This window comes from Roseicyclus salinarum (genome assembly GCF_029624655.1).
Lineage (GTDB): Bacteria > Pseudomonadota > Alphaproteobacteria > Rhodobacterales > Rhodobacteraceae > Roseibacterium > Roseibacterium salinarum.
Window position 1 is genome coordinate 199005 of record NZ_JARRSA010000001.1, and the last position, 16349, is coordinate 215353.

Consider the following 16349-nt stretch of genomic DNA (forward strand, 5'->3'; position numbering starts at 1 on the left):
GGCGTCAGGGCGCGATCCACCGTCCGGTCCAGTCCGGCCCGGTGAAGCGCGCGCGCCGGTGAAGCGTGTCGAGGACCAGCGCGTCGATCTCGGACAGCGTGCAGCGTATCAAAGTGAAACGCGCAAGCTCGCCATCCGGGGGGGGCGCCTGAGGCGCTTCGCCCGGCACCGCGCCGCCATAGTTCGCCCGCGCCTGCACGGGCAGCGAGGCGAACAGGGACGGATCGCCGGGATGCAGTTCGGCGCGCGCGCGAAGGCGGATCTGCAGCCTGTCCTTCGGCACCCAGACGTGCAGGGCGACCCGCGGGTCGCGGGCGATCTGGGCGGCCTTCGGCGACATCGCGTCGGTATGAAGCTCGAGCAGGGCCTCGTCCCTTCGCGCGCCGCGCAGCACGAGGGTGCGGGCCTCGGGACCGTCGGGCCCGATGCTGGCCAGCACAGGATGCCGCGCCGGATGGCGACGATCGGCGACGCCGCGCTGCAGCCGGGACCAGACCGTGTCCAGCAAGTCCGCCAACCCGCGATCTTCCATGTCCGTCACCTTTCCTGCGAAAAGACCTGAAGAAGGCGCACGGGCGCCATCCGTGACAGCCGAAGCGCCGGGTAGCTGGCCGCGACCCCGGCGGCCACGAGCGCAAGCACCAGAAGCCGGATCCAGTCGGCCGGGAACACCCGCATCGGCAGGCGCCACCCGAAGGCCTCGACGTTGACGACCGCCAGAAGCACCCACGCCAGCGCAAGGCCGACCGGCAGGGCAAGCACGAATGTCAGCGCCGCCAGCAGGAGAAGCCGCCAGACCTCGGCACGGGCGAGGCGGCCGCGCGCCACGCCGATCGCCCAGACCGGCGCCACCTGCGGCAGGCGCAGGGACGCCAGCGTCAGAAGGCTGGTCAGCAATGCGAGCGAGGCCACCCCAAGCGTCAGGACGTTCAGCGCGCCCGTGACTCGGAACGTGTTCTCGAAGACATCCAGCGAGAAGCGCTTGATCTGCGCCTGGTTACGCACGGCTGTGTCGGGCAGGCCGAATTCTTCGCGCAGGGCGGCAGCAAGCGCGGGCGCGTCCTGCGGGGCCACGCGAATGGCGAAGTCGTCGGCGCGGGCATCGGGAAACATCTCGCGGAACAGGGCATGGGCGACGATCACCTGCCCGGTCGGATTGCCGTAGTCCGAATAGACGCCGGCAAGCGGCAGGGTCACGCCTGGACCGACCTCCAGCGTATCGCCCAGCGACAGGTCCTGTCGGCGGGCCAATTGCTCGTTCGCGAGGGCCGCCTCGCCCGCGAACAGGGCGTCCCATGCGCCATCGCGCGCGCTCAGAAGGGGCCACGCGTCCCGGTAGGTCGCATCGTCCACGACGCCGTAGACGTCCACCGGAAGATCGAGAATTCGCGCTTCGGCCGACACGATTGGCAGGACCGCCTCCGCCCGACCGACGAGGAACGCCTGCAGGCGCATCGCTTCGGCCTCGTCCGCGGTCGAAACGTAAAGCTCGGCCGCCAGCCGCTGGTCGAGCCATCCGATGAAGGTGGCGCGGAACGACCCCACCATCGAGGAGACGCCGATATTGGCCGCAAGCGCCAGCAAAAGCGCCATCAGCGACAGCGACAGAGCCGGTAGTTGCTGCCTCGCGTCCGCGAAGACCCATTCCGCGAAGGGTCCGCGCGCCGCCCGCGACAGCACGCCCAGCGCCACCGCCAGAACGACCGGAAGCGCCAGCGCCGCCCCCATCAGAAGTGCGGCCAGAACCGCGAACCCGGCGATGAGCCCGTCGCCCAGCCACGCCGTCAGGACCGCGACGCCCGCAAGTCCGACGGCCGCCACGGCCTGTCGCCTCATCGCGCGACCGGACGCCTGCGCCCATGCCCGCGGCTGCGCCGGCGCCAGAAGCGGCATCCGCGCCGTGCGGATCATCGCTTGTGCCGCTGCCACCCCGGCGCCGATCAGTGTGATGCCCATCGCCGAGGCGGCCCATACGGGATCGAAGGTGAGGCCGCCCGGAACGCTCGCGCCGTAGAGACCGCGCAAGGTCCCCGCGACACCCGGCATCAGTGCCGCCGCCACCGCGTAGCCGAGCGTGATGCCGATCGCTCCTGCGATCAGCGCCATGATCGCGACCTCGACGGCCAGCGCGGTGATCAGCGTTCCAAGCGGCAGCCCAAGCGCCCTCAGTGTCCGAAAGGCCTGTCGGCGCTGCTCGAAAGCCAGCCCGATGGCGGCATGGACGATGAACAGACCGACAGCGAAGGCAAGAAGGCCGAAAGCGGTCAGGTTGAGGTGGAAGCTTTCGGTGAGGCGCGCGACGTCGCCGGCCTCGTCCGGTGGCACGGCACGCAGACCGGAGGCTGTGCCGATCGGCGGAAGGCCCGGCGGCTGCACCGGAGCCACGAGGAGGTAGCTCGGATCGCTCTGCCCAAGGAGCCGCGCTGCGGTCGCGATGTCGGTGAGCGCGGCGGCGGGCGGGACTGTCCCGTCGACCTGCAAGGGCGGCAGGTTCGCGGGAAGCGGACCTTCGGCGGTGTCCCGCGACACCAGAAGAAGCCCCGGATGCGTCAGGAAGGCGCGAAGGTCGGCCTCGCCGCCGATGCCGGGGGCCCCGGTCTCGGCCGGCGCGGTGAACGGATCGATCCCGATCAGGCGAAGGCGGCCCGCCTCGTCCCGGAGTTCGCCGGTGATGACGGGCGAAACGCGGTAGCCCGCCCGGCGCAGCGTCGTGTAGTCCGCGCGCGGGACCGGCCCGCCGTCCGAGGCCACCAGCCGCGCCAGCCTGTCCTGTCCGAGGGTCGATGCGGCCTGATCGTAGCTGGTGCGCGCCTCGGCGTTGATCGCCTGCACCGCGGACCAAAGCGCCGTCGCCAGCGCGAGGCCCAGCCACAGCATCGCGAGCTGAAGGGGATTGCGCCGCCAGTGCGAAAACAGGGTCGAAAGTGCGGTATAGAGCATGATCAGGCCGGCGCGTGCGGCACGAGGCGGCCACGCGACAGGACCAGCCTGCGGCCGAGGCGCGCGGCAAGACGCTCGGAATGGGTGACCATCAGAAGGCCCGCGCCCGTCTCGCCCACGAGTTCGAGAAGAAGCTGAAGGACCGCGTCGCCCGTCGCCTCGTCGAGGTTGCCCGTCGGCTCGTCGGCGAGGATGAGGTCCGGCCGCGCGGCCAGCGCGCGCGCGATCGCGACGCGCTGCTGCTGTCCGCCCGAAAGCTGCTCGGGGTAGCGGCCGCGGAAATCGGACAGGCCAAGCCGGTCCATCAGGCGGGTCTCGAGCGCCGGGTCGCGGCGTCCGGAAAGCCGCGACTGGATGGCGACGTTGGCCGCGACATCAAGCGATGGAACCAGGTTGAACTGCTGGAACACGAGGCCGACATGGCGTCCGCGAACCCGCGCGCGCGACGCGTCCGACATGGCCGAAAGGTCGTTTCCCATGAGCGAGACGCGCCCTTCGTCGGGCGCGTCAAGCCCGCCCGCGAGGTGCATCAGCGTGCTTTTGCCCGACCCGCTTTCGCCGGTCAGCGCAACCGTTTCGCCGGCCGAGATCGAGAGCGTCACCGAGGACAGGACCGTGACCTGACCGTCGCCGCCCGGATAGCGCCGGGTCACGTCCGAAAGCTCGAGGATCGTTTCGCTCATGGGCGGGATGTAGCAGGACGGGCGGGCCGGAACAGCCCCCGTGCGGCCTCAGGCCTCCTGCTCGCGCATCCAGGCGGCGGTGCCGGCCGCCACGGCGCGATATACGGCGGCGCCCACGGCCTCGCCGACGTCGGTGTGCAGTCCCGCGAAAAGGCCGGGTCCTGCTGGCGCGGCGACGACGATGCAATCCGTCCCGGTTCCCGTGGCACGACCCGACAGAAGGTCCGGCCCATGGTCAATGACCGCAGCCGTCCGTGCTTCGGCGACGATGGAAAGAAGCTCGGTCAGGGCGGTGTCGGAAAGCCCGGCATCCGTCGCGGCGAGAATGTTGATCGTGCCCCAGGCGTCGGCGTCCCGCGGCAGCCTGTGGCCGACCCGTTCCGCGTTCGTAAGCCCGATCGTGGCGAGGCACGATGCGGACACCAGACCCGAACAGGCAGTTTCGAGACGATACCGCGCCAAGTCGCGCGAGGTCAGAAGCCCCACCGCGGCGGCGTCCCCGCGCGCGTCCATCGAGGCCGCAAGCCAGCCCAGCGCATCGAAGTCCTCGGTCAGGTCGGCGTCGCGCACCTCGCGCCAGACGACGCGGCTCGCCGTGACGAAACCGGGATTGTGGGGCGCCCAGCCAAGCATCCGGCAAGGGCGGTCCAGATCCGCGGTCAGCCACGGCCGCTCCAGCGTCACGCGCATCACGCGATCACCTCGAGCGGCTGGAACACGAGGCCGTCCGGGCCCCGCGACAGGTGCGCGCGGATGCCGAAGACATCGCGCAGGCGCTCGGGCGACAGCACATCGTCCGGGGCGCCGTCGGCCTCGATCCGGCCCCGGTTCATGAGGATCAGCCGGTCGCAGTGCCGCGCGGCGAGGCCGAGATCGTGCAGGGACGCGAGGATCGACTTTCCGCCCCGCGCCATCGCCGAAAAGCGCGCAAGCGTCGCGATCTGGTGCCCGGGGTCCAGCCCCGCCGTCGGTTCGTCGGCCAGGATCAGGGGCGTTTCCTGCGCGAGGGCGCGGGCGATCAGGACGCGCGCCTGCTCGCCGCCGGACAATTCGGTGGCGGGTCGGTCGCCGAACGCGGCGAGATCCGTCGCGTTGAGCGCCTCGGAAACCGCGTCCTCGTCTTCGGGACGCGGCCGCTGTCCACCGGCGAGATACGGCACACGTCCAAGCATGACGAGGGTGCGCACCGGAACCGGCCAAGCGATCTCGCGCGATTGCGGAAGCCATGCGACATGCCGCGCCCGGTCCGCTGGCGACAGGCTGGCGAGCGAGCTTGTGCCGCGTGCCGGAAGAAGGCCCAGCGCACCGCGCATCAGCGACGTCTTGCCCGCGCCGTTCGGCCCGATGAGGCCGACAAGCTCGCCGCCGCGCATCTCGAGGCTGGCGCAGTCGACGACCGGACACTCGCCACGGCGCACCGTCAACCGGTCGAGCGACAGGTGCGTCACGCCATTTGCCTCCGCGTCTTGTGGATCAGGTGCAGGAACAGCGGCGCCCCCACGATCGCCATCAGGACACCGAGCTTGAGGTCGCGCTCCGGCAGGACCAGCCGCACTGCGATGTCGGCCGCCAGCACCATCGCCGCGCCGCCCAGCGCGGACGCCGGCAAAAGGCGGCCGGGACGCGCGCCCACGAGCGGGCGCAGCAGGTGCGGCACCACGAGGCCCACGAACCCGATCGCGCCGGCGACCGCCGTCGCAGCGCCGACCGCCGAGGCGGAGCCGATCACCACCATCAGCCGCAGGCGGTTCAGCCTGATACCGAGGGACGCCGCCGCGTCCTCGCCCAGCGTCAGCGCGTCGAGGCCCCGTGCGGTGAGCCCCAGAAGAAGCCAGCCCGCAGCCATGAAGGGAAGGGCGATCCAGACGTGGCTGAAGGACCGGTCGGCCAGCGATCCCAGCATCCAGAAGACGGTTTCGGACACCGCGAAAGGGTTCGGAGACAGGTTCAGCACAAGTGACGTCAGCGCACCGGCGAGCGCGGAAATCGCGATGCCCGCCAGGATCAGCGTCAGGGATCCGCCGCGCGGCCCGGCAAGCCCGAGAACGAGAAGCACCGCCACGAGCGCGCCGCCCAGCGCGGCAAGCGGAAGGCCCAGCGCGAAGCTGGCCGCGAAGCCCGTCTGAAGCGCGATCACGGCCCCCAGCGCGGCGGACCCCGAGACGCCGATCAATCCGGGTTCGGCCAGCGGGTTGCGCAGGTAGCCCTGGAGCGCCGCGCCCGACAGCCCGAGCGACGCACCCACCATGACGGCGAGGACAGCGCGCGGCAGCCGGATCTCGCGCATCACCAACGTGACGGCGCCGCCGTCCCCGGACAGGAGCGCGTCGAGGCTTCGCCCCGGACCGAACCCCGCCGGACCGGTCAGAAGCGACGCCACGAAAAGCGCCGCGACGAGGCCTCCGAGGGCCAGGAGCAGGACGCGGAAGGTCAATTCGCCTCCATCGCGGCGCGCGTGCCGGCAAGGCCGGCGAGCGCCCTCAGCACATGCGGCGTCCCGCAGACCCATTCCGGACCGCTCGTCGTGCCGTGCGCGGCCGAAACGAGCGTTCGAAGCGCTGGATGACGCAGGATTTCCTCCGAACGCGACGCGCCCGGATACTGCGTTGCGCCGATGACGAGGTCCGGCGCGGCGACCACCAGAAGCTCCAGCGCGACGCGCCCCGAGGCATCCCGCCCCAATTCGTCGACGATGTGGGTGAAGCCCGCGTGGGTCAGGATCTCGTGCCCGAGCGACCCGGTGCCGAGCGTGTATCCGTTAGGGTAGTAGAACGCGGCGCGAGGACCGCCCGGCGCACCGGCAAGCGCGGCAAGATCAGTCTCGAACCGGCGGATCAGGGTCTGTGCGGCGTCCTCGCGGCCAAGAAGTGCGCCCATCTCGGCCACGCGGTCCGGGATGTCCTCCAGGGTGTCCGCCACGTCGAGTTGCGCGACCTCGATTCCAAGGCCGCGCAGCATCGACACCGTCGCGGGGTCGGACCAGATGCCGGCAAGGACGAGGTCGGGGCGCAGCAGGTAGATCTCTTCGGCGCCGCCATGGTTTTCGGGATAGGCCGCCGCCTCCTCGTGCATGACCGAGGACAGGGGATCGCGCGCGATCGCGCTGACCGATACAAGCTGCCCCTCGTCCGCCAGCATCATGGCAAGCTGGTCGGTGCACAGGTTCATCGACACGACGCGCCGGGGCGCATCGGCGTGAGACGGCAAGGCGGCGGCAAGCGCGAGGCCCGCCGCCGCGATCGGGGATATCGCGCTAGAACGACGCACGTAGCCCGACCTGGAACGCGCGGTCGGAGGTGCCGTAGCCGCGCCGCACCTGGTATTGCTCATCGAGGAGGTTGTGGATGCGGAAATAGGCCTCCATCCCGTCGCGGAACTCGTAGGCGACCGAGGTGTCCACCACCGTATAGTCCGGAAGCGGCGTGCCGCCTTCGAAGGTTCCCGTGACACGCCGCGCCGTCAACATCCCCAAGAAACCGGACCCCCATTCGGCATCGAGCCCGACCACGAGGTCATGCTCGGGGACGAAGGAAAGCGGATCGCCGATGGCATCTTGGGCATCCGTGAAGGTATAGGCCCCGTGAAGCGTGATCATCTCGTTGATCGGGAACCGTCCCGAAAGTTCGAGGCCCCGACGGGTCGAGACGCCCGGCGCGTTCACGAGAGTGGATGGCGTGCCGGGTTCGAACGTCACGAGGTTCTCGATTTCCAGAAGGAACGCCGTAGCGCCGAGCTCGGCGCCGTTGGAAAACCTGTAGTCGAAACCGACCTCGGCGGAAAAGCTCTCTTCCGGCGTCAGGTCCGGATTGCCCACGAAAGGAAAGAAGGGATCCGGATAATCGCCGTAGAGCTCGTCGATCGACGGCGGACGATAGCCCGTGCCCACAGCGCCACGGACCTGCAACGCCTGGGTCGGACGCCATGCGAACGCGAGCCGTCCGTTCGTGTCGCCGCCGAAGGCCGAATGCTCGTCCCGGCGAACGGTCGCCGTCACGTCGATGTCCGCGCTCGGCGACCACAGCGCCTCGAGGAAGGCGCCCGTGGTCTCCACGTCGCCCTCGCCGCCCGGAATGTTGTCGTATATCGCCGTTTCCCTCTGTGCCCTCAGGCCGAAGGAAAGCTGGAGCTCCTGCGACAGACGCGCCGTCGCGGTATATTCGGCCGCCAACCGCTCGCCGCGGAAGACCGAAAGCGATCCGTCGGAACGCGAACGGCGTTCGATCTCGTAGAGGCTGAGTGCCGCGTCATGCGTCCAGTCCCCGGCCGTGTATTCGAGATAAGCGCGGGCGCCATGTGCGACGCGCTCCTGCTCGTCGTCGGGCGTGCCGTCGACGGGGTCGGGGAAGAGAAAATCATCGAACTCCGTCGCCCCGGTCTCGACGAACCCGTTGACGCCGATCGTCAGGGCCGCGTTCACCTCGTATTCCGCACCGAAGCTCGCACGCGACCTGTCGAAGCCGTCCGCTTCGGTGTTTCCGTCGTTCTCGTCCGCCGCCGAGAATCCCTCGCTCTGCGTGTGGTCGAGGCCAAGGCTCAGGGTCATCGCACCCGTCCGCTGCACAAGGCCGTAGCTCAACGAATACGTCTCGTTGGAACCGGCCTCGAGTGCGAAGCTCTGCGTCGTTCCTTCGGGCGCGTCCTCGTCGGGAAGCGTCGAGATGTTTATCACTCCGCCGACCGCCGTTCCGCCATAGAGCGCCGACTGGGAGCCGCGCAGAACCTCGATGCGACGGATCGATCCCGTGCTGAGGCCGCCGAAGTCATCGTAGGAGATCGAGGTCCCCGACGGATCGGTGACGAGGATCCCGTCGACATAGACGCTGATGTAACGGCCCTGGGCGCCGCGGATGCGCAGGTCCGCGACGGTGCCGGGCGGGCCGGCGCGCGTCAGCGAGACGCCGGGCAGGCTTGCGAGATAGTCGGCGAGCTGCAGGTCGCCCGCCTGCTCGAGGTCCTCGGCCGTGACGACGCTGACGGCGTTGCCGACGCGGGACCGTTCGATATTCGCGGCGTTCACGGAAAACACGATGTCATCGAGGACGAAGGCGTCCTGCGCCGCCGCCGTGCCCGCGAAAAGGGCCGCAACGGCGGCCCCGGAGAGAATTCGGTTCATTGTCATGTCCCCCGACATGGGCAGGCGGACGCCCTGGCCGCGCCTGCGGACTTGCGATGTCCTTGAAGGGGAACCCCCTCCGCAGACGGTGAAGATGCCACCACTACGGAAAGGTCCGTTGCCCATGACGCCCACCGCGCCCGGACAGGGTGATCGCTCCGGCAGGTCTCCTGACTTGCGGGTCGTTGCGCGATCCGGGCCTTCCCGGGTTGTCCCCAGTGGCATGTGCCGGTTGCGCTCGCCGCTTACAGTTGCGGGGGCAGTCGCGGATTTGCACCGCGTTCCCTTTTCACCGGTCGCCCGAAGACGACCGGACCGAAGTAGGAAATCGTTACGCCCTCGGCCCGAGTCGGACAAGGCCCGGCATGGACGCTGCGCGGCGTGGTGCGAAATGGCCGCAGGCGGTTCGACCGATGGAAGGTCAGGCAGGGGCAGGACATGGCGAGGGCCGCGCGGCCCGGCGCTCAGATCTGTTCGTAGATCGCGCCGATCGCCGTCTTCAGCTGCGAGCGGTCCTCGGGGCCAAGCGCGTCCAGAAGGTCGTTTTCTGCGTCACGCGCGGCGGTCTTCAGGCGCAGGACCTCCGTGATCCCCTTCGCCGAAAGGCGCACGACCAGGCGCCGCCGGTCGTCCTTGTCGCGAATCACGGAAATGAGGTTCAGGTCCTCCAGCCGCCGCTGGGCACGGCTGACGCGCGCGGCATCCATCGCCGTAAGGACGCAGAGATCCTGCGAGGAACAGGGCTGGCTCGACGGCAGCGCCATCATGATCCGCCATTCCGGCACCTGCAGACCCGCATCCTCCATCACGCGCTGGAACACGCGACTGGCGATGACCGACATCTGGAACGGAAGGAATGCGCTGAGATCGAAGGCGAGGGATTGGGCCTGGTCTTTCACGCGCCGCAATCCTTTCAAAGCAGGGCTGATCGCCTTCCAGTTTAGCGCCGTGATCTCTATTCGTGCAAGAGGAATGTCCGGATCCACCCGAGCGGGCGGCCGCTCGCCTCCCTGGAGACGCCTGATACGCGCATTTGTCCGACATGCGCGTGCCCTTCCGGCGGATCGCTTCCGCGCCGGCGCCGCGTGTTTCCAATCGTGAACGTCGATCACCCCCGTCGATCCGAATGCGACGCTCGATGCGTCTTTTGCGGCTTGCCGGACCTCCGCGCGCCGCGTATGAGCGCCGGTGGGACACCCCTCCCCAACGAGGGGCGAATATCTGAGAGGGTATCCAGAGATGGCACTCAACCAACCGGCGACGCGGCCGGCCAATCCGCGTTTCTCTTCCGGCCCTTGCGCCAAACCTCCCGCATTCTCCGTCGACAGGCTTTCGGGCGCTGCGCTGGGCCGCTCGCACCGTGCGGCGATCGGCAAGGCCAAGCTCAAGGCCGCGATCGACGCCACGCGCTCGATCCTCGGGGTGCCCGACGACTACCGCATCGGTATCGTCCCCGCCTCCGACACCGGCGCCGTCGAAATGGCTATGTGGTCGATGCTTGGCGCCCGGCCCTGCACCATGGTCGCCTGGGAAAGCTTCGGCACCGGCTGGGTGACGGACGCGGTCAAGCAGCTCAAGCTCGACGCCCAGATCCGGACGGCCGACTACGGCGAGATCGTCGATCTGGCCACGATCGACTTCGACACCGACGTCGTCTTCACCTGGAACGGCACCACCAGCGGCGTTCGCGTGCCGAACGGGGATGCGATCCCCGCCGACCGCGGCGGCCTGACGATCTGCGACGCGACCTCCGCCGCTTTCGCGCAGGACCTGCCGTGGGACAAGCTCGACGTAACCACTTTCTCCTGGCAAAAGGTTATGGGTGGGGAGGCCGCGCACGGAATGCTCATCCTCGGCCCCCGCGCCGTCGAACGCCTCGAAGGCTACACGCCCCCCTGGCCCCTGCCGAAGATCTTCCGCATGACCAAGGGCGGAAAGCTGATCGAAGGCATCTTCGTCGGCGAGACGATCAACACCCCCTCCATGCTCGCGGTCGAGGACTACCTGCTCGCGCTCGACTGGGCGCGGGAGATCGGCGGTCTGCCGGCCCTGATGGCGCGTGCCGACGCCAACGCCCGCGCGATCTTCGACTTCTGCGAGACGCGCGACTGGATCGCGAACCTCGCCGTCGATCCCGCCACCCGCTCCAACACGTCGGTCTGCCTGAAGTTCACCGACCCGCGCATCGCGGACGGCGCCGCCTTCGCCAAGGCGGTGCAGAAGCGGCTCGAGGCCGAGGGCGTGGCGCTCGACGTGGGCGCCTACCGCGACGCGCCGGCCGGCCTGCGCATCTGGTGCGGCGCCACCGTCGAGACCTCGGATATCGAGGCGATGCTGCCATGGCTCGACTGGGCCTTCCACGCGGAGATCGAGGACCAGGCCCGAGCGGCCTGATCCCCCCTTCATCTTTCTTCAAATACGCATGACCCGGTCTGCCCCGACGCGGCCGGTCCGCAAGCAAGGAGCGCCCCCATGGCCCCCAAGGTTCTCGTATCCGACAAGCTCTCCGAAACCGCCGTCCAGATCTTCCGCGACCGCGGCATCGACGTCACGTTCGACCCCTCCATCGGCAAGGACAAGGACAAGCTCCTGTCGGTGATCGGTGACTACGATGGTCTCGCCATCCGCTCGGCCACCAAGGTCACGGAGAAGATCATCGCCGCCGCGACCAATCTCAAGGTGATCGGCCGCGCCGGCATCGGCGTCGACAACGTGGACATTCCCGAGGCGTCCAAGAAGGGCATCATCGTGATGAACACGCCCTTCGGAAACTCCATAACCACGGCCGAACACGCCATCGCGATGATGTTCGCCGTCGCCCGCCAGATCCCCGAGGCCAACACCTCGACCCATGCCGGCAAGTGGGAGAAGTCCCGCTTCATGGGCGTGGAGCTTACAGGCAAGACGCTGGGCGTGATCGGCGCGGGCAACATCGGCTCGATCGTCTGCAACCGCGCGCTCGGTCTGAAGATGAAGGTCGCCGCCTACGACCCCTTCCTCTCGGAGGAGCGCGCGACCCAGATGGGCGTGACCAAGGTCGAACTCGACGAACTTCTCGCCCGCGCCGACTTCATCACGCTGCACGTCCCCTTCACCGAGAAGACGGCGAACATCCTGTCGGCCGAGAACCTCGCGAAGACGAAGAAGGGCGTGCGCATCATCAACTGCGCGCGCGGCGGTCTCGTGGACGAGGCTGCGCTGGCCGAGCTGATCGGGTCAGGCCATGTGGCGGGCGCCGCCTTCGACGTCTTCAAGGAGGAGCCGGCGACGGAGAACCCGCTTTTCAACCTTCCCAACGTCGTCGTCACGCCGCATCTCGGCGCCGCCACGACCGAGGCGCAGGAAAACGTCGCCCTGCAGGTCGCCGAGCAGATGTCCGACTACCTTCTGACCGGCGCCGTGACGAACGCGCTCAACATGCCGTCCGTCACCGCCGAGGAGGCGCGGATCATGGGTCCGTGGCTGAAGCTCGCCGAGCATCTCGGCGCCTTCGTGGGCCAGCTGACCGAAGAGGCGATCGACGAGATCGAGATCGTCTACAACGGCGTCGCCAGGGACATGAACCTCAACGCGCTGAACTGTGCGGCGATCGCAGGCGTCATGAAGCCCGCAAACCCCGACGTGAACATGGTCTCGGCGCCCGTCGTCGCGCGTGAGCGGGGGATCGAGCTTTCAACCACCACCCAGGACAAGACCGGCGTCTTCGACGGCTACATCCGCCTCGTGGTCAAGACGCCGCACAAGACCCGGTCCATCGCCGGCACGGTGTTCTCGGACGGCAAGCCGCGCTTCATCCAGATCAAGGGCATCAACATCGACGCCGAGATCGGGGCGCACATGCTCTACACCACGAACAAGGACGTGCCGGGCATCATCGGCACGCTGGGCCAGACGCTCGGGACCAACGGGGTGAACATCGCCAACTTCACGCTCGGCCGCTCGGTCCGGGACGGAGAAGCCATCGCGCTGCTCTATCTCGACGAACAGCCGCCCGCGCACGTGCTCGAGAAACTGACCGCGACCGGCCTCTTCCAGCAGGTCCGCCCCCTGCAGTTCGACGCGGCCTGACGCGAGACGGGCGGCCCGTTCCGGCGGGCCGTCCGAACGCCACGTCGCTCTGGACGCGCGCCGGGGCTTCGGGCTCAATGGGGCCGACTTTCACGGGAGGAAGCACCATGGACGACGTCGTCATCCTGTCCGGCGCCAGGACGGCTATCGGAACCTTCGGCGGATCGCTGGCCGGCGTGCCGCCGATCCAGCTTGGCGCGACGGTGGCGAAGGCCGCGCTCGAGCGCGCCGGCGTGGAGGGCGCCCGGATCGGCCAGGTCGCCTACGGCCACGTCATCAACACCGAGCCGCGCGACATGTATCTCAGCCGGGTCGCAGCACTCGACGCGGGCATCCCGGACACGACGCCCGCGATGAACGTGAACCGCCTTTGCGGGTCCGGGGCGCAGGCCATCGTCTCGATCGTGCAGTCGCTTGCGCTGGGCGACGCGGATTTCGCGCTCGCGGGCGGGGCCGAGAGCATGAGCCGCGGGCCCCACATTCTCCCCGAGGTGCGTTTCGGCCAGAAAATGGGCGACGTGCGCGCGCTCGACATGATGATCGGCGCGCTGCACTGCCCCTTCGGCACGGGGCACATGGGCGTGACCGCCGAGAACGTGGCCGACGAACACCAGATCGGCCGCGAGGCGCAGGACGCCTTCGCGCTCGAAAGCCAGGAACGCGCCGCGCGCGCCATCGCCGAAGGGCGGTTCCGCGACCAGATCGTGCCGGTCGAGGTGAGAGTGAAGCGCGAGATCATGGCCTTCGACACCGACGAGCACCCCAAGGCCACCAACGCCGAGGCGCTGGGCGGGCTGAAGACGGTGTTCAAGAAGGACGGCACCGTCACCGCCGGCAATGCCAGCGGCATCAACGACGGGGCGGCCGCGCTGGTCCTCGCGCGCGCCGACGCGGCCGAGCAGGCGGGCCTGCAACCGCGCGCGCGGATCATCGGCTATGCCCATGCGGGTGTCCGTCCCGAGGTCATGGGGATCGGCCCGGTGCCCGCGGTCCGGAACCTGATGGAGAAGACCGGCCTTTCCATCGACGATTTCGACGTGATCGAATCGAACGAGGCCTTCGCCGCGCAGGCGCTTGCCGTGAACAAGGGCCTTGGGCTCGACCCCGCGCGCGTAAACCCCAATGGCGGTGCCATCGCGCTGGGCCATCCGGTCGGCGCCACGGGCGCGATCATCACCGTCAAGGCGCTTTACGAACTGGAGCGGACGGGCGGCAAGTATGGCCTGATCACCATGTGCATCGGAGGCGGGCAGGGCATCGCGCTCGCCATCGAGCGGATCTGACGCAAGGCCCCCCGGCCTGCGCGGTTAACCCGATCTTCAACGCGATGGGCGCATGGTCGCCTGCGTTGTCCGAAGGTTGATCGCGACGCCGGAGATGGGCCGGAAATGGGTACGAGCGGGTTCGACGCAAGGCTGGCGCAGGAGCGACGCGCCCGTCTGCAGGCCGAGCGCCTGCTCGCCCTCCGCTCGGAAGAGCTGTATTCGGCCAACCGCAAGCTGGCCGAACATGCCCATGCCCTGTCCCACCAGGTCATCGAGCAGCGCGAGGAGAACGCGGCCCTCAAGGGACGCACCAGCCAGGTCGCCGCCGAGCTTCGGATCGCCACCGACCGCGCCGCGCGCGCCGAGCGGCGGCTTTGGGACGCGCTGACCGCGGCCGAGGACGGGTTCGCCATCTTCGACCGCGACAGCCGCCTCGTGGTCGCCAATCCCGCATGGCTCGCGCCGTTCGAGGGGATCACCGATGTCGCGCCCGGCGCCGGTTACGAGGCGATCCTCAGGATCGCTGCCGACGAGGGGGTGGTCGACCTCGAAGGCGCCGATCCCGACGACTGGCTGGACCGGATGCTCGCCCGCTGGGAGGAGGAGGTCATTCCCCGCGCGGAGATCCGGCTATGGAACGGGACGTTCATACGACTGGTCGACACCCGGACGCCGCACGGCGATACCGTCTGCCTCAGCCTCGACATCACCTCGATGATCGACCGCGAGCAGGAACTGCGCGAGGCGCGCGACGCCGCCCTCGCCGCCAGCCGCGCCAAGTCCGCCTTCCTCGCCAACATGAGCCACGAGATCCGCACGCCGATGACCGGCATCGTCTCGATGGCCGAACTTCTGGGCGAGACGGCCCTGAGCGCCGACCAGAAGCTTTATGCGGACACGATGCGCCGCTCGGGCGAGGCGCTTCTGGAGATCATCAAGGACATCCTCGACTACTCCAAGATCGAGGCGGGAAAGCTGCAGCTGCACACCGGCGAATTCGATCTCCTGACCGTGATCCTCGAGGTCTTCGGCCTTCTGCATCCTGGGTTGGAGGGGCGCGATATCGACCTCAGGCTGGACCTCGATCTCGACCTGCCCGACAGGCTGATCGGCGATTGCGGACGCATCCGGCAGGTCCTGTTCAACCTCGTCGGCAACGCGGTGAAGTTCACCGAGACAGGGCATGTCGAGGTTTCGGTCAGGGCCGAGCGCGGTGCTGCGGGTGGCACGGTTCCGCTTCGCATCTCGGTGACGGACACGGGCATCGGCATCGCGCCCGAACTTCAGACCCATGTCTTCGGCGAGTTCAACCAGGCCGAGGACCAGACAAACCGCAGGTACGATGGCACCGGCCTCGGCCTCGCGATCACGCGCCGCCTGATCGATTTGATGGGCGGGGAGATCCGCCTGAAATCCGCGCCGGGAAAGGGCTCGGCCTTCACCTTCGACATCACCCTCGCCGAGGCCCCGCGCGAGGCCGGCGAATTGCCGAGGCTGCCGGACGAGCGACGCGAATGCCGCCTTGTCGGCCCCGTCTTCTCCGAGCGGGCCCACGACCTCATCGTGATGCTCGCGCATCTAGGCTGTCGCGTCCGGGCCACGCCGCGCCTCGTGGAGGCGGACCTGCCCGCGCAGGGCGACATCGTCATCCTCCTGCACGACGCCGCGGGATCGGCAGCCGTGCAGGCGCGGCTGCGCGACCTTGGCGGCCCGGCGGATTGTTTTCATCTTTGCGAGCCGGGCGAAGCGCCGGCGCCCGGTCTTTTGCCGCTCGTCCTGCCTCGGGGCGCAGCGCAGCTCGCCGAGGTTCTGTCCCAGCCCGCAAGGGCCTTGTCCGCCGTCGCCCAAGGCGCGTGCGATTCCAGCCCGTCAGGCGGGCGTCCCCTGCGGCGCCTCTCGCTTCTGGCGGCCGAGGACAACCGGACCAACCAGCTTGTCTTCCGCACCATGCTCAAGGGCCTCGACCTCGACCTTCGGATTGTCGACAACGGCGCCGACCTCGTGGAGGCCTACAGGCAGGCGCCGCCCGACCTCGTGTTCACCGACATCTCGATGCCCGGAATGGACGGGATCGAGGCGACGTCCCTGATCCGGGCGCACGAGGCCGGGACGGGCCTTCCCCGCGCCCCGATCATCGCGATGACCGCCCACGCCGTGTCGGGCGATCGCGAGCGGTTCCTCGCCGCGGGGATGGACGATTATCTCACCAAGCCGCTGAAGAAGTCGGGCCTTGTCGAGTGCATCGCGGCATTCTCGGCGACATGCGGCGCGTGACGCCGC

Annotated in this window: 13 protein-coding genes and 1 riboswitch; of the genes, 4 read left to right on the forward strand and 9 right to left on the reverse strand. The window is 68.9% G+C overall.

From position 1 onward, the window contains the following. Positions 1-4: 4 nt before the first annotated feature. The 9 genes from P6F26_RS00965 to P6F26_RS01005 form a co-directional block, all read right to left on the reverse strand. Positions 5-532 (reverse strand): pyridoxamine 5'-phosphate oxidase family protein, encoded by a 528-nt coding sequence (locus tag P6F26_RS00965; RefSeq protein ID WP_278026754.1) that lies wholly within the window; start codon positions 530-532, stop codon positions 5-7. 5 nt (positions 533-537) lie between these two features. Further along, the gene (locus tag P6F26_RS00970; protein ID WP_278026755.1) at positions 538-2940 is read right to left on the reverse strand and encodes an FtsX-like permease family protein; all 2403 of its coding nucleotides are present in this window, start codon (positions 2938-2940) and stop codon (positions 538-540) included. Positions 2941-2942: 2 nt separating this feature from the next. After that, positions 2943-3623: an ABC transporter ATP-binding protein gene (locus tag P6F26_RS00975; protein ID WP_278026756.1), complete on the reverse strand. Its 681-nt coding sequence runs from the start codon at positions 3621-3623 to the stop codon at positions 2943-2945. Between the two features lie 48 nt (positions 3624-3671). Further along, on the reverse strand, positions 3672-4316 hold the full coding sequence (locus tag P6F26_RS00980) for an adenosylcobinamide amidohydrolase (protein ID WP_278026757.1): 645 nt from the start codon (positions 4314-4316) through the stop codon (positions 3672-3674). Next, positions 4313-5071 (reverse strand): ABC transporter ATP-binding protein, encoded by a 759-nt coding sequence (locus tag P6F26_RS00985; protein ID WP_278026758.1) that lies wholly within the window; start codon positions 5069-5071, stop codon positions 4313-4315. The genes P6F26_RS00980 and P6F26_RS00985 overlap by 4 nt, the downstream gene beginning before the upstream one ends. Continuing rightward, complete coding sequence (locus P6F26_RS00990) at positions 5068-6057, reverse strand: FecCD family ABC transporter permease (RefSeq protein WP_278026759.1); 990 nt, start codon at positions 6055-6057, stop codon at positions 5068-5070. Before P6F26_RS00990 ends, P6F26_RS00985 begins: the two co-directional genes overlap by 4 nt. Then, positions 6054-6890 (reverse strand): ABC transporter substrate-binding protein, encoded by an 837-nt coding sequence (locus tag P6F26_RS00995; RefSeq protein ID WP_278026760.1) that lies wholly within the window; start codon positions 6888-6890, stop codon positions 6054-6056. Before P6F26_RS00995 ends, P6F26_RS00990 begins: the two co-directional genes overlap by 4 nt. After that, positions 6877-8736: a TonB-dependent receptor plug domain-containing protein gene (locus P6F26_RS01000; protein WP_278026761.1), complete on the reverse strand. Its 1860-nt coding sequence runs from the start codon at positions 8734-8736 to the stop codon at positions 6877-6879. Before P6F26_RS01000 ends, P6F26_RS00995 begins: the two co-directional genes overlap by 14 nt. A 143-nt stretch (positions 8737-8879) precedes the next feature. Then, positions 8880-9071: riboswitch (cobalamin riboswitch) on the reverse strand. A 129-nt stretch (positions 9072-9200) separates the two neighbouring features. Continuing rightward, on the reverse strand, positions 9201-9635 hold the full coding sequence (locus P6F26_RS01005; protein ID WP_278026762.1) for a MarR family winged helix-turn-helix transcriptional regulator: 435 nt from the start codon (positions 9633-9635) through the stop codon (positions 9201-9203). 340 nt (positions 9636-9975) lie between these two features. On the opposite strand from P6F26_RS01005, the gene P6F26_RS01010 reads away from it, so the two are divergent. From P6F26_RS01010 to P6F26_RS01025, 4 genes are all read left to right on the forward strand, one after another. After that, positions 9976-11130, forward strand: coding sequence for a phosphoserine transaminase (locus P6F26_RS01010; protein WP_278026763.1), 1155 nt, complete (start codon positions 9976-9978; stop codon positions 11128-11130). Positions 11131-11208: 78 nt separating this feature from the next. Beyond that, positions 11209-12804, forward strand: coding sequence for a phosphoglycerate dehydrogenase (gene serA / locus P6F26_RS01015; protein WP_278026764.1), 1596 nt, complete (start codon positions 11209-11211; stop codon positions 12802-12804). A gap of 107 nt (positions 12805-12911) precedes the next feature. Further along, entirely contained in the window at positions 12912-14087 is a 1176-nt protein-coding gene (locus P6F26_RS01020) for an acetyl-CoA C-acyltransferase family protein (RefSeq protein WP_278026765.1), read from the forward strand. A gap of 105 nt (positions 14088-14192) precedes the next feature. Next, complete coding sequence (locus P6F26_RS01025; RefSeq protein ID WP_278026766.1) at positions 14193-16343, forward strand: ATP-binding protein; 2151 nt, start codon at positions 14193-14195, stop codon at positions 16341-16343. The last annotated feature ends 6 nt before the right edge of the window (positions 16344-16349 follow it).

Excerpts from the sequence above, each read along its gene's own strand:
- P6F26_RS00965 (WP_278026754.1), bottom strand. The coding sequence starts at position 532 with ATGGAAGATCGCGGGTTGGCGGACTTGCTGGACACGGTCTGGTCCCGG.
- P6F26_RS00970 (WP_278026755.1), bottom strand. The coding sequence starts at position 2,940 with ATGCTCTATACCGCACTTTCGACCCTGTTTTCGCACTGGCGGCGCAAT.
- P6F26_RS00975 (WP_278026756.1), bottom strand. The coding sequence starts at position 3,623 with ATGAGCGAAACGATCCTCGAGCTTTCGGACGTGACCCGGCGCTATCCG.
- P6F26_RS01000 (WP_278026761.1), bottom strand. The coding sequence starts at position 8,736 with ATGAACCGAATTCTCTCCGGGGCCGCCGTTGCGGCCCTTTTCGCGGGC.
- P6F26_RS01010 (WP_278026763.1), top strand. The coding sequence starts at position 9,976 with ATGGCACTCAACCAACCGGCGACGCGGCCGGCCAATCCGCGTTTCTCT.
- serA (WP_278026764.1), top strand. The coding sequence starts at position 11,209 with ATGGCCCCCAAGGTTCTCGTATCCGACAAGCTCTCCGAAACCGCCGTC.
- P6F26_RS01020 (WP_278026765.1), top strand. The coding sequence starts at position 12,912 with ATGGACGACGTCGTCATCCTGTCCGGCGCCAGGACGGCTATCGGAACC.
- P6F26_RS01025 (WP_278026766.1), top strand. The coding sequence starts at position 14,193 with ATGGGTACGAGCGGGTTCGACGCAAGGCTGGCGCAGGAGCGACGCGCC.